Source organism: Streptomyces sp. CA-179760, from assembly GCF_050937045.1.
Lineage (GTDB): Bacteria > Actinomycetota > Actinomycetes > Streptomycetales > Streptomycetaceae > Streptomyces.
Map to the genome: position 1 here is coordinate 6,848,930 of NZ_JBNJLZ010000001.1, position 13,260 is coordinate 6,862,189.

The following is a 13,260-nucleotide window of genomic DNA, read 5'->3' on the forward strand; positions in this document are numbered from 1 at the left end:
AAACACGCCGGAGACTGTGAGGAGTCGACGGCCCGCTTTCCTGGGTTGGCTTCGTAAGGTCACTACATGACCGTTTTGGATGAGGCGCCGGGTGAGCCGACCGACGCGCGCGGACGCGTGGCCGAACTGCACGAGATCCGTGCGCAGGCGGTGGCCGGACCGAGCGAGAAGGCGACCAAGGCGCAGCACGCCAAGGGCAAGCTGACCGCACGGGAGCGCATCGAGCTGCTCCTCGACCCGGATTCCTTCCGCGAGGTCGAGCAGCTCCGCCGGCACCGGGCCACGGGCTTCGGCCTGGAGGCCAAGAAGCCGTACACCGACGGTGTGATCACCGGCTGGGGGACGGTGGAGGGCCGGACGGTCTTCGTCTACGCCCATGACTTCCGCGTCTTCGGCGGCGCGCTGGGCGAGGCCCACGCCACCAAGATCCACAAGATCATGGACATGGCCATCGCGGCCGGTGCGCCCCTGGTCTCCCTGAACGACGGCGCGGGCGCCCGCATCCAGGAGGGCGTCTCCGCCCTCGCCGGATACGGCGGCATCTTCCAGCGCAACACCAAGGCCTCGGGCGTGATCCCGCAGATCAGCGTCATGCTGGGCCCCTGCGCGGGCGGCGCGGCGTACAGCCCCGCCCTGACGGACTTCGTGTTCATGGTCCGCGAGACCTCGCAGATGTTCATCACCGGCCCGGACGTCGTCAAGGCGGTCACCGGCGAGGAGATCACTCAGAACGGCCTGGGCGGCGCCGACGTCCACGCCGAGACCAGCGGTGTGTGCCACTTCGCCTACGACGACGAAGAGACCTGCATCGCCGAGGTCCGCTACCTCCTCTCGCTCCTCCCGCAGAACAACCGCGAGAACCCGCCCCGCGCGGAGGCCACGGACACCGTCGACCGCCGCTCGGACGTCCTCCTGGACCTGGTCCCGGCGGACGGCAACCGGCCGTACGACATGGCCAAGGTCATCGAGGAGATCGTCGACGACGGCGACTACCTGGAGGTCCACGAGCGCTGGGCGCGGAACATCATCTGCGCGCTGGGCCGGATGGACGGCCAGGTCGTCGGCATCGTCGCCAACCAGCCCCAGGCGCTCGCCGGTGTCCTGGACATCGAGGCCTCCGAGAAGGCGGCTCGCTTCGTCCAGATGTGCGACGCCTTCAATATCCCGATCATCACTCTTCTGGACGTACCCGGCTTCCTGCCCGGCGTCGACCAGGAGCACGGTGGGATCATCCGCCACGGCGCGAAGCTGCTCTACGCCTACTGCAACGCCACCGTGCCGAGGATCTCGCTGATCCTGCGCAAGGCCTACGGAGGTGCGTACATCGTCATGGACAGCCAGTCCATCGGTGCCGACCTCACCTACGCCTGGCCGACGAACGAGATCGCCGTCATGGGCGCGGAGGGTGCGGCCAACGTCATCTTCCGCCGCCAGATCGCCGAGGCCGAGGACCCCGAGGCCATGCGGGCCCGCATGGTCAAGGAGTACAAGTCCGAGCTGATGCACCCGTACTACGCGGCGGAGCGCGGCCTGGTCGACGACGTCATCGACCCCGCCGAGACCCGCGAGGTGCTGATCAAGTCCCTCGCCATGCTCCAGACCAAGCACGCGGACCTGCCGTCCCGCAAGCACGGCAACCCGCCGCAGTAACCCTGCGGACATCTTCCTCACGGAGACTGACACCCATGGACTTGCCTGACATCCGCGTCGAGAAGGGCCACGCCGAGCCCGAGGAAGTCGCCGCCATCACGGCGATCCTCCTGGCCCGCGCCGCCGCCCGCCCCACCGACCCCACCCCGACGCACCGCGGCCGCGTGAAGGCCGGCTGGCGCCGCCTGGAGCGCGAGCCCGGCTTCCGAGCCCCCCACAGCTGGCGCTGACCCTCACGAAAGGGCCCCCTCCGACAGGAGGGGGCCCTTTCGCATAGTCGTCGGCTGCGGGCCCGTCGTGGTTTCTCGCGCAGTTCCCCGCGCCCCTTAAAAGCGCAGTTCCCCGCGCCCCTTCAGGGGCGCGGGGAACTGCGCGACAAGCCACGAACCACCCGCGGTCGGCAACGAACCGCCAGGGGCAGCCCAGGAACCGCAGCTACCGCAAGCGGGCCATCAACGCATGCTCGACCAGCGTGATCAACGCGGACTTCGCATCGGCCCGATGCCGCGCATCCGTCGTGATGATCGGCGTGTCAGGCCCGATCTGCAGAGCCTCCCGCACCTCGTCCGGGTTGTACGGCTGCTGCCCGTCGAACCCGTTCAGCGCGATCACGAACGGCAGACCCGAGTTCTCGAAGTAGTCGACGGCCGGGAAGCAGTCGGCCAGACGCCGCGTGTCCACCAGGACGATCGCGCCGATGGCGCCGCGCACCAGGTCGTCCCACATGAACCAGAAGCGGTCCTGACCGGGCGTACCGAAGAGGTACAGGATCAGGTCCTGGTCCAGGGTGATACGGCCGAAGTCCATGGCGACCGTGGTGGTCGTCTTGTCCCCGGTGTGGGTGAGGTCGTCGATGCCGGCCGAAGCTGACGTCATGACGGCCTCGGTACGCAGCGGGTTGATCTCCGAGACGGCCCCGACGAACGTGGTCTTGCCCACGCCGAAGCCACCCGCCACCACGATCTTCGCTGATGTGGTGGAGCGGGAAGGACCGCCGCTAGAGCTTGCGAAGTCCACTGAGCACCCTTTCGAGCAGTGTCACGTCTGGCTGGCCGCCGGCGTTCTCGTCGCCGCCGGGCTGATGGATGGCGACCAGTCCCGCCTCCGCCAAGTCGGCGACGAGGATCCTGGCCACGCCGAGAGGGATCGTGAGGAGCGCCGAGATCTCGGCGACCGACTTGATTTCCCGGCAGAGGTTGCAGATCCGCTGATGCTCGGGCAACTGGCCCTGCATCTGGTGCGGCTGCGCAGTGGTGTGCACCAGCGCCTCGATGGCGAGCTGGTAACGCGGGCGGGTCCGGCCACCGGTCATGGCGTACGGACGCACCAGCGGGTTGTTCGACGCCCCGGCGGGCGCAGGCTCGGGGGTGCGGCGCTGCGGCTGCACAGGCTGGATACGCGGGGCCGGCGGCTGGTCGTACGGCGAAGGGCCGGGGCCCTGCGGCGCGTACGGCTGCCGGTGGCTCGGTGTGGAGGGGAAGTTGTAACGGTTCGGGTTCTGCGCACCGTCGTTCTGGCCCTGGGCAGGGCCGTACGACCAGTTGCCCGAAGACGAACCGCCTGGGGGTGTTGCCACTTTCTCCTCCTCCGACTGTGCCTGGCACCCATCGCTGTGGAGCCGCGTCTCGAAACCTTACGGCCACGGGACGCCAAAACGCACCGTCCGTCCGTTAGTTGAGCAGGCTCCCCTGGAGCTCCGCACGAAGGTCCGGTGTCAGGACCGTACCGGCTCGGTCGACCAGCAGTGCCATCTCGTACCCGATGAGACCGATGTCCGCCTCCGGATGTGCGAGAACCGCGAGAGACGAACCGTCGGATACGGACATGATGAAGAGGAATCCCCGCTCCATCTCCACAACCGTCTGGTTCACGGCGCCTCCCTCGAAGATCCGGGAGGCGCCCGCCGTCAGTGACGTCAGACCGGAAGCGACGGCCGCGAGCTGGTCGGCGCGGTCGCGGGGGAAGCCTTCGGACATAGCCAGAAGGAGTCCGTCGGCGGAGACCACCACCGTGTGGGACACCCCCGGGGTGTTGTCCACGAAGTTGGTGATCAACCAGTTCAGGTTCTGTGCCGCCTGGCTCATCGGGCTCACACTAACGCTCCTGGTTGTAGGTGCTGTCAGGACCACCGTGCGGATTCCACGTGGCCTGGCCGTTCGTTTCACTGCCTGCGTTGCGTCCGCGTTCCACGCCGCGACGCAGGTTGCTCAGCCTGCCCCGGACGTCCTCCGGGGCGCGGGAGACCTGGGGGCCTCCCTGGGGGGTGTTCTCGGCGGCCCCCTCGATCAGATTGGCCTTGGGGACCCGCCTCGGCAGGCCGGAGGAGGTGACCCCGCCCGCCCTGGGCTTCCGGAGCTGCGAAGCCTGCTGCCACCGCTCGTCGTTCGCCGAGCGCCAGTCGCGGTCGCCGTTGCTCTCCGGGGTGGAGGCCGGAGGCTCCTGGCTCGCCTGCCGGGCACCGCCCGTGCCGTTCGCACCGCTCGCGGCGGATCCGCGGCGCGGAAGCCCCGAGTCGGTCAGCGAGTGGGCGGCGGAGTGGGCCGGTCCCGGACGGTCGAAGCCTACGCGGTCCTGCTCACTTGCGTCAGCGGCCTGCGCGGATTCCGTTTCCTGGGCCTGAGTAGGGTACTGGCTCGGATAGCCGTTCTGGTAACCGTCCTGCTGCGGCCAGTCGTCCTGGTGACGGCGCTGATCGAAGGCGGGGAAGCTCTCGGGCACGCCCGCACCCTGCGCCGAGGGCTCCTCCTGGGTCGGCTCCGCATAGGAGGGCTCAGGGTAGCCGCCGTTCGGCGAGAAGGTGTCGTTCTGCGGCATGCCGCCGTTCGGCGCGTAGTACTGCTCGCCGTACGCAGGCTGCTGCGGCTCCTCGTACGCCGTGTGCCGCTGCTCCTCGTACTGCGCCTGCCGGCCCTCGTAGGTCGCCTGACGGTCGTACGCGGAGGGCTGCTGCTGGGGGTAGCCGGTCTGGCCCGTGTCGTAGGCCTGGCCGGTGTCGTAGCCCTGCTGCCCGTTGTACTCCTCGGGGTACGCGTGCCCCTCGTCGGGGTCCTGCGGGTTCCGCCCGGGCAGGGCGGGCTGTTCGTGCGACTGGGCCTCCAGGGCCGCCCTGCGCTCCTCGCGCATCAGGGAACGGCCGACGGGGTCCAGCTCACGTATGTCGTCCGGGACCTCGGAGTAGCGGCTGTCGTCGAAGCCGAGTTCCGCGGCCGTGCGCATGGGCTGCTGGTTGAAGCTCTCGCCGCCGAAGTTCTGCTCGGGGATGATCTGCGAGACGGTGAACTCGTCGCGGTCCACGTGCTGCTCGCCGCCACCGCCGTGCGTGATCGCGTCGGGCAGCATGACCAGCGAGGTCGTTCCGGCCTGCTCGCCCGAGGGGCGCAGCTGGACGCGGATGCCGTGCCGGTCGGACAGCCGGCCGACCACGAAGAGGCCCATGCGCTGCGAGATCGCGGCGTCCACGGTCGGCGGGTTGGCCAGCTTGTGGTTGATGTCCGCGAAGTCCTCGGCGGTGAGGCCGATGCCCTTGTCGTGGATCTCGATCATGACCCGGCCGTCGGGGAGACGGGTGGCGGTCACGCGAACCTTGGTCTGCGGGGAGGAGAACGTCGTGGCGTTCTCCAGCAGCTCGGCGAGCAGGTGCACGAGGTCGGTCACGGCACGGCCGTGGATCTCGGCCTCCGGGACACCGGACAGCTCGATGCGCTCGTACTGCTCCACCTCGGAGGAGGCGGCGCGCAGCACGTCGACCAGCGGCACCGGCTGGTCCCAGCGGCGGCCGGGCTCCTCGCCGGCGAGGACCAGGAGGTTCTCGCCGTTGCGGCGCATACGGGTCGCGAGGTGGTCCAGCCGGAAGAGGTTCTCCAGCTGGTCCGGGTCGGCCTCGTTGTTCTCCAGTTCGGTGATCAGGGTCAGCTGGCCCTCGATCAGCGACTGGTTGCGGCGCGACAGGTTGGTGAAGATCGCGTTGATGTTGCCCCGCAGCAGGGCCTGCTCGGCGGCGAGCCGGACGGCCTCGCGGTGGACCTGGTCGAAGGCGCGGGCGACTTCGCCGATCTCGTCCGTGGTGGAGATCGGGATGGCCTGGACACGGGTGTCGACGCGGCCGGGGTCGGTGCGCGAGAGCTGGTCGACCAGCATCGGCAGACGCTGCTCGGCGATGCCGAAGGCGGCGTTGCGCAGCTGGCGCATCGAGCGGCTCATCTGGCGGGCCACCGCGCCGGCCAGGATGAAGGCCAGGAGCAGGGCGACCACGACGGCGGCACCGGTGATGTAGGCGTCACGCTGGGCGTCGTCGGCGATGTCGGAGGCTTCGCTCACGGCCTTGTCGGCCATGTCCGCCTCGATCTTCTCGTACGCGTTGAACTTGAGGGTGTTGACCGCCCACCAGTTCTCGGCGGTGACGCCCTTCTCGGCGAGTGCGGCGCGGGCGCTCGGGTCGGTGCTCGGGAGCGTCGCGACGGCCGAGACCATCGTCGTCGGGTTGGCCGGCGGGGGGACGTAGTCCGGGTTCTTGGCCTTGGCCTCCCGGGCCATCGCGGCACCGTCGGCCTTGATCTTGGCCTCGGCGGTCTCGAGCTTTGCCGCGTCCTGCTCGGTACCGCCGCCGATGTACTCCTCGACGGCGATGCGCTCGAGGTAGGCGTACGAGGACAGGGCGATGCGCTGGCTGGCCAGGTTGCCGTCGTCCGGGCCGGGCTTGACCAGGATGTGCATGCCGATCGAGCGCTGCAGCGACAGGGCCGCCTTGGTGAGCTCGATGGCGTACACGGTCCGGCCGTAGCTGGTGATGTTGCCGGTGCCGAGGCCCAGCTCGTTGGCGAACTCCGTCAGCGGGTGGGCGACCTCGACGTAGCCCTCCTCGGTCTGCACACCCTTGAGCTTGGAGGTGTACGCGACCTGGCGCAGGGTCTGCAGCTTCGGCTCCGCCTCGCGGAACAGCTTCAGACGGCGCTCGAGGCCGGGCTTGGCCGGCATGCTCTGGGCCGCCGTGTCGAAAGCGTCGGCGGCCTCGTCGGTGGCCTTGCGGACCTGGGTGACGGCCGCCTTGTCCTGGGCCGTCTGAGCGCTCCCCTTCAACAGGGGTGCCGCCGAGCTGTCGCGCTCGTTGTAGAGGGCGTTGGCGTACAGCAGGGAGGCCCGCACCAGGCGCGCGGTGTTCTGCGCGTCCTCGGCCTCCTGCCAGGTGTCGATCGAGCTCTTCACCTGGAAGCCGCCCATGACGAGGCCGACCAGCACGGGTATGAGCAGGATCGCGTTGAGCCTGGTCGCCACGCGCCAGTTGCGCGGGGAGAGACGGCCGCTGCTCTCGGCAGGCGCGGCCGTCGGCTCCGAACCGGGCACGGGGGCGGGCGCCGCTGTGCGCGGCGGCGGGGTGAAGTTGCCCCGGGCCGACGGCTCGGGACTGTTCTTGCTTCGCCTCACTCGACCAACAACCTCTCGGCGGTCGGCACCAACGTTGTGCCGCAGTGTCTCAGCGCCCAACAAGCCATCGACGGACGAGTGCGTCGTTGACTATTGGGCAGTTCAGGCATTCCAGCACGACGACCTGCGCTCTTCCAAACAGTCCGGGGGGCGGATTCAGAGTGATGTAAGCCCCAGATAAAACGGTCATAAAGAGCGAGCCCCGCCAAAAGGCGGGGCGATTGTGCGCGCAGCGAGACCGGTTGTGCGCGACGCGTGGCCGTACCACCCGATTCCTCTGCCGAAACGTTATGAACACCTTGGCCGACCGTGTCAAAGGACACAGCCGGCTCCGGTGCATCTACGACAACTGCCGTATGGCGCTCTTGAATTGGGTGCTACCTCAGCCGTGCCATCAAAGCGTGCTCGACCAGCGTGATCAGGGCACTCTTCGCATCGGCCCGGTGGCGGGCGTCCGTCGTGATGATCGGGGTGTCCGGCCCGATCTGCAACGCCTCGCGCACCTCCTCGGGCTGGTAGGGCTGCTGGCCGTCGAAGCCGTTCAGCGCGACGACGAAGGGCAGGCCGCTGTTCTCGAAGTAGTCGACGGCCGGGAAGCAGTCGGCCAGACGCCGCGTGTCCACCAGGACCACCGCGCCGATGGCGCCGCGCACCAGGTCGTCCCACATGAACCAGAAGCGGTCCTGGCCCGGCGTACCGAAGAGGTACAGGATCAGGTCCTGGTCCAGGGTGATACGGCCGAAGTCCATGGCCACCGTGGTGGTGGTCTTGTCCCCGGTGTGGGTCAGGTCGTCGATCCCCGCGCTGGCGGAGGTCATGACGGCCTCCGTGCGCAGCGGGTTGATCTCCGAGACGGCGCCGACGAACGTGGTCTTGCCCACGCCGAAGCCGCCCGCCACCACGATCTTCGCGGAGGTGGTGGAACGACCCGCGTCAGAGCTTGCGAAGTCCACTGAGCACCCTTTCGAGCAGTGTCACGTCCGGCGCGCCGGTGGCGTCGTCGCCGCCCGGCTGGTGGATCGCGACGAGACCGGCCTCCGCGAGGTCCGCGACGAGGATCCTGGCCACACCCAGCGGCATGTTGAGCAGCGCCGAGACCTCGGCGACCGACTTCACCTCACGGCACAGGTGGCAGATGCGCTGGTGCTCCGGCAGCAGCCCCATGAGCGCAGCGGGGTCCGCGGTCGTGCTGATCAGAGCCTCGATGGCCAGCTGGTAGCGCGGCCGCGTCCGGCCGCCGGTCATGGCGTAAGGCCGTACCAGCGGCTGGTCGCCCTCGTCCTCGTACGGCTCCGCGTACGGATCATGAGAGGCGGGGGGCGGGGTCATGGGTCCTCCGGACGGGACAGCAAGTCGGTCAGTCGAGCCGTCTGACGGGGCCTGTGTGGGGTGTGTGGCGGCCGGACGGTGATGTGGTGAGACGGGTGGTGCCGGGGCCGATCAGTGGAGCAGACTGCCTTGGAGCTCAGCTCGCAGGTCCGGGGTGAGGACCGCGCCCGCGCGGTCGACCAGGAGCGCCATCTCGTAGCCGACGAGGCCGATGTCGCAATCGGGGTGTGCCAGGACGGCCAGCGACGAGCCGTCGGATACGGACATCAGGAACAGGAACCCCCGCTCCATCTCCACGACCGTCTGCGCGACGTCGCCCCCCTCGAAGATCCGGGAGGCGCCCGCCGTCAGGGACGTCAGGCCCGAGGCGACGGCCGCGAGCTGGTCCGCGCGATCGCGCGGGAAGCCCTCCGACATCGCCAGGAGGAGACCGTCGGCGGACACGACGACGGTGTGGGACACCCCGGGGGTGTTGTCCACGAAGTTGGTGATCAACCAGTTGAGGTTCTGTGCCGCCTGGCTCATCGGACTCAACTAAAGCTCCTGCTGGTGAGAGGGTCGAGGGAAGCTGCCGGTCTGAGTGGACCCGGCCTGACGACCCTGTGCGATACCGCGGCGGAGATTGGTCAGCCGGCCCCGGACGTCATCGGGCGCCCGGGAGATCTGCGGACCGCTCTGCTGCGCCGGTTGCTGCTGGGCCGTGCCCGCGACGAGGTTCGCCCGGGGCACACGGCGCGGCAGGCCGGAGGTGGTGACACCGCCCGCGGCGGGCTGGCGCACGCGCTCGGCCTGGCGGCCGAGGTCGTCGTTCGGTGAACTGCGCCAGCCGGCGGGGGCGGAGGACCGCTGCGGACCGGTGGGTCCCTGCGGTTGCTGCGGGGCCGGAGCCGAGCCGTTGTTCTGCGGCTGCTGCTCCTGCTGGCCGTGGAACCAGTTGGTCTCCAGTGTGTCGTACAGCGGCGTACGCCCGTCGCCCGGACCGGACGCCGGCGGCAGGGCCTCGGGCTCCTGCCGGGCGGGCCGGGCCTGCGGGGCGGGCGGCCGCGGGGCGCCGAAGTCCGCCGGGCCCCGGCCGCCGTTGACCTGCGGCCGCGCGAACTGGCCCGTGCCACCGGGGTCGGCCGGGGTGGCCGGACCGGGGAGGGTGTGCCGACCCGAGCCGTTGTCCTGGCGTGGCGCCGGGTACTGGCCGGTGCTGCCGTTGTCCTGGCGGGGTGCCGGGTACTGGCCGGTCGAGCCGTTGTCCTGGCGCGGTGCGGGGTACTGGCTGCCGTTGTTGTCCTGGCGCTGCGCCGGGTACTGGCCCGTGGAGCCGTTGTCGTAGGACTGCGGGGCCTGCGGGGCCGGGTACTGGCCCGTCGTGGACGACGGGTCGCGGTGGCCGGCCGGAGACCCGAAGACGTCCGGGCGGACGAACTGGCCGGGGTCCTGCGATCCGTTCGTGCCGGTGGCGAACTGGTCCGAGTGCTGAGGGCCGCCCAGGCCGAAGTCGGCCGGCGAGCCGGGGCCCTGCCGGTCGCCGTCACGCGGCACGGCCGGGATCTCCGCGGTGGCGCCTGGGCCCTGGCGGTCGTCGATCCGCGGCATCTGGGACGTACGGGAGACGTCCGGCTCCTCGTGACCACGCGGGGCGTCCAGCGAGGCACGCGGCACCGGCGGCTGGGCGTTCTCGTCGCTCCAGCTCGGCACGCGCGGCTGCGGGTCGCCACCGGGCAGCTCGGCACGCGGACCGCCGCGCGGCGGCAGCTGCGGCCGACGGCCCTGGCCCTGCTCGCTGTTGCCGCCCGGGCGCTGCTGGCCACGGCCGCCGCCGAAGGCGTCCTGGCCCTGCGGCCCGTTCGTGCCCGCGGCCTGCAGGCCCTGCGGGGCGCCCGGGGTCTGCCCGTACCCGGCGCCGGCCGGAGCCGGACGGCCCTGCGGCGGCACGGAGGGAGCACCTTGGTCGAACAACGACGGGGACTTCTCGGGACCCTGGGGTCCGCGTGCTCCACCCGGTGCTCCCGGACGGCCGCCGTCCGCGTCCCGCCCGGGCAGCGCGGCCCGCGGGCTCTGCCCCGGACCGAGCCGTCCCGCGCCGGACGCACCGGCACCGGACGCGCCGGTACCGAAGGCACCGCCACCGGAGGGACCCGCCGCGAGGGCGCCACCGCCCTGGCCGGCACCGGCACCGGCGCCACGCCGGGCCGCGGCCACACCGGCGGCGGCCTGCGCGGCGGCCGGACCACCGCCGCCGAGCGGCGGCTGGCCGGGCTGCTTGGGCTGGGGCTTCCTGCCGCCCTGGGCGACATCGACGGGCAGCATGACCAGCGCGGTCGTACCACCGGAGTCGGAGGGGCGCAGCTGGATGCGGATGCCGTGCCGCTGCGACAGACGGCCGACCACGAACAGACCCATGCGGCGGGAGACGGAGACGTCCACCGTCGGGGGAGAGGCGAGCCGCTCGTTGATCGCGGCCAGGTCCTCCGGCGACAGACCGATACCCGTGTCGTGGATCTCGATCAGCACACGGCCGTCGGGCAGTGCGTGACCGGTGACCTTGACCTTGGTCTGCGGCGAGGAGAACGAGGTCGCGTTCTCGAGCAGCTCGGCGAGCAGGTGCACGAGGTCGTTGACGACCCGGCCGGCCACTTCGGTGGTCGGCACCGAGGCCAGCTCGATGCGCTCGTACTGCTCCACCTCGGACGCGGCGGCGCGGAGCACGTCGACCAGGGGGACCGGGCGGGTCCAGCGGCGGCCGGGCTCCTCACCCGCGAGGACGAGGAGGTTCTCACCGTTACGGCGCATGCGCGTCGCGAGGTGGTCGAGCTTGAACAGCGAGGACAGCTGGTCCGGGTCGGCCTCGCGGGACTCCAGCTCGGAGATGAGCGACAGCTGGCGCTGGATCAGACCCTGGGAGCGGCGCGAGAGGTTGGTGAACATCGCGTTGACGTTGCCCCGCAGCAGGGCCTGCTCGGCGGCGAGGCGGACCGCCTCGCGGTGCACGTCGTCGAACGCCGCGGCCACCCGGCCGATCTCGTCCCGGGAGTGCACACCGACCGACTCCACGGACGTGTCGACGTCCTGCGGGTCGGACTCGGACAGCTGCTTGACCAGCTCGGGCAGCCGGTCGGAGGCGACCTTGGTCGCGGTCTCCTCCAGGCGGCGCAGCGAGCGGATCATGGAGCGGGCCACGACGAAGGCGCCGACCAGCGACACACCGAGCACGATCAGGATGAGCGCACCGGAGATGATCGCGTCGCGCTCGGTGGCGCTGCGCAGCTCGCGGGCCTTCTGTTCCATCTCCTCGAGCAGCGTGTGCTCGATGTTCTTCATCTGCTGGATCTTGGTGGAGCTGTCGTCCAGCCAGTCGCGGTAGGACCGCTTGTCCTGCTGGGCGAGACCGCTCGCGGAGACCAGGGCACGGCCGGCGTAGGTGTCGGTGGCCTTGATCGTGGAGTTGCCGCCGTCCTCGATCGGCTTCAGCAGCTCGGCGGCGGTGTCCTCGCCGTAGATGCTCTTGAAGCTGCGGATCTCGGACTTCTGGCTCTCCAGGGACGACTCGGCGTAGAGCCGGTCGTTGGGCGAGAGCTTGCCGGTCGTGGTGTTGCTCGCCGGCAGCGCCGCCGCGAGGGCCGCGCGCTGGATCGAGGAGTACTCCTTGGCGGAGGAGAAGGCCGCCAGGGCGCGGGTGCGCTGGATCATGTCCGGGTTGCTGGTCGCCTCGGCCATGTCCTGGGAGAGGTCGATCAGGTTCTCGATCAGACGGTGGTACGCCTCGATCGTCTGCGTGGAGTTGCCCTCGGAGGCGTAGGCGCCCTTGCGGATCTGCTCCAGGTCGCCCAGCTCGCCGGCGAGCTGGATGAGGTACTCGCGGACGCCCTTGAGGTTGCCGTCCTTGCTGGCGCTGTCGATCTGCTCGGAACTGTCGAGGAAGTTCTTCCTCGCCCGGTCGGTCTTCTCACGAAGGCCCTTGACCGTGAAGTCGGTCGCCTTGCCGCCGTGCGCGAGCGGGCCGGCCGACTGGTCGCGCTCCTCCTGGAGCGCGGCCGACAGCTCGGTGGCCTGCTTGGTCATGTCTGTCAGCAGCTTCATGTTGTCGAGCTGCTGGATGTCGTCCATGGACTGGTTGATACGCAGCGCGCCGAGCGAGGTGGCCGCGACCACCGGGAGAGCGAGCAGCGAGACCAGCCGGGTGGAGATGCGCCAGTTACGCAGGGCTATTCGCGGGCCGGGGCCGGTGGGGCCCGTCGGCGGCTTCAGCGCCGCGGACGGGTTCCCGGCACCCGCGGGGGCCGATGGACCGGATCGCCCGGAGCGCTCACCGCCGTCGCCGGCCGAGCCCGGGTTCTGGGCGTGCTGGGGCGCGGGGCCGCCCTTCATGGCGCCAGTCCCGCCGTGCGGCTCCGGCTCCGCCGAAGCGCTGCCATCCCTCTTGAAACGTCCCTGCACTAGCGTCGCAACCTCTGGACCAGGCGCCCCGTCGCGCGAGCGGCGGAGCACGGTGTCGGCGTTCTGGGGACGCCCTGAGTACGCCCCCGTGGTGGTCGTGAGTGACCGGCGCTGGCTCCCCCTTCTCGCCGCCACTCGGCGCGTCGGTGCGCCCCCTGTGCGCCGGCTCGATCCTGCGGCGGTCCGTGAGATTCCAGCACAGCACAGGATCTCCAACAAGGCCCGTATGCCAGGCCGTGACATAGGTGACACCACGTGAGGGACGGATCACCGGACGTAGAAAATGAGTTCGTCCATTTCGGACGTAAGTCCGCAAGTCGTCAGGCCGTGACGGGTGTCCCAGTCGCCATGATCAGGAGCGGAATGGTGGCTTCAGGGGGGCAATGTCCGTTTCGTGGGGGTGGGGTATGAGTCCGGATTGACCGATTCGGC

At 70.3% G+C, this 13,260-nt stretch carries 10 protein-coding genes; 2 read left to right on the forward strand and 8 right to left on the reverse strand.

Annotated features, from left to right (window positions below):
* Nucleotides 1-66: 66 nt before the first annotated feature.
* Nucleotides 67-1,650, forward strand: coding sequence for an acyl-CoA carboxylase subunit beta (locus tag ACQEV8_RS31295; RefSeq protein ID WP_432966880.1), 1,584 nt, complete (start codon nucleotides 67-69; stop codon nucleotides 1,648-1,650).
* 35 nt (nucleotides 1,651-1,685) lie between these two features.
* Nucleotides 1,686-1,880, forward strand: a complete 195-nt coding sequence (locus tag ACQEV8_RS31300) for an acyl-CoA carboxylase subunit epsilon (protein ID WP_391102602.1) — start codon at nucleotides 1,686-1,688, stop codon at nucleotides 1,878-1,880.
* A 205-nt stretch (nucleotides 1,881-2,085) separates the two neighbouring features.
* Here the strand turns inward: ACQEV8_RS31300 and ACQEV8_RS31305 are convergent, their stop codons facing one another.
* The 8 genes from ACQEV8_RS31305 to ACQEV8_RS31340 all read right to left on the reverse strand — a co-directional run bounded on the left by ACQEV8_RS31305 (nucleotide 2,086) and on the right by ACQEV8_RS31340 (nucleotide 12,828).
* Nucleotides 2,086-2,667, reverse strand: a complete 582-nt coding sequence (locus tag ACQEV8_RS31305; protein WP_009314218.1) for a GTP-binding protein — start codon at nucleotides 2,665-2,667, stop codon at nucleotides 2,086-2,088.
* Nucleotides 2,648-3,226, reverse strand: a complete 579-nt coding sequence (locus ACQEV8_RS31310) for a DUF742 domain-containing protein (RefSeq protein ID WP_184598587.1) — start codon at nucleotides 3,224-3,226, stop codon at nucleotides 2,648-2,650. The genes ACQEV8_RS31305 and ACQEV8_RS31310 overlap by 20 nt, the downstream gene beginning before the upstream one ends.
* 94 nt (nucleotides 3,227-3,320) lie before the next feature.
* Nucleotides 3,321-3,734, reverse strand: coding sequence for a roadblock/LC7 domain-containing protein (locus tag ACQEV8_RS31315; RefSeq protein WP_003993185.1), 414 nt, complete (start codon nucleotides 3,732-3,734; stop codon nucleotides 3,321-3,323).
* Between the two features lie 10 nt (nucleotides 3,735-3,744).
* A complete protein-coding gene (locus ACQEV8_RS31320) occupies nucleotides 3,745-7,071 on the reverse strand; it encodes a nitrate- and nitrite sensing domain-containing protein (RefSeq protein ID WP_432966883.1) in 3,327 nt (1,108 codons plus the stop codon).
* A 377-nt stretch (nucleotides 7,072-7,448) separates the two neighbouring features.
* Nucleotides 7,449-8,024 carry a GTP-binding protein gene (locus ACQEV8_RS31325; protein WP_104781463.1) on the reverse strand — a complete coding sequence of 192 codons (576 nt, stop codon included), beginning with the start codon at nucleotides 8,022-8,024 and terminating at the stop codon, nucleotides 7,449-7,451.
* Nucleotides 8,005-8,400, reverse strand: a complete 396-nt coding sequence (locus tag ACQEV8_RS31330; RefSeq protein ID WP_053668780.1) for a DUF742 domain-containing protein — start codon at nucleotides 8,398-8,400, stop codon at nucleotides 8,005-8,007. The genes ACQEV8_RS31325 and ACQEV8_RS31330 overlap by 20 nt, the downstream gene beginning before the upstream one ends.
* A 111-nt stretch (nucleotides 8,401-8,511) precedes the next feature.
* Nucleotides 8,512-8,925: a roadblock/LC7 domain-containing protein gene (locus ACQEV8_RS31335; protein WP_030667329.1), complete on the reverse strand. Its 414-nt coding sequence runs from the start codon at nucleotides 8,923-8,925 to the stop codon at nucleotides 8,512-8,514.
* Nucleotides 8,926-8,934: 9 nt separating this feature from the next.
* Entirely contained in the window at nucleotides 8,935-12,828 is a 3,894-nt protein-coding gene (locus tag ACQEV8_RS31340; protein ID WP_432966887.1) for a nitrate- and nitrite sensing domain-containing protein, read from the reverse strand.
* Nucleotides 12,829-13,260: the final 432 nt, after the last annotated feature.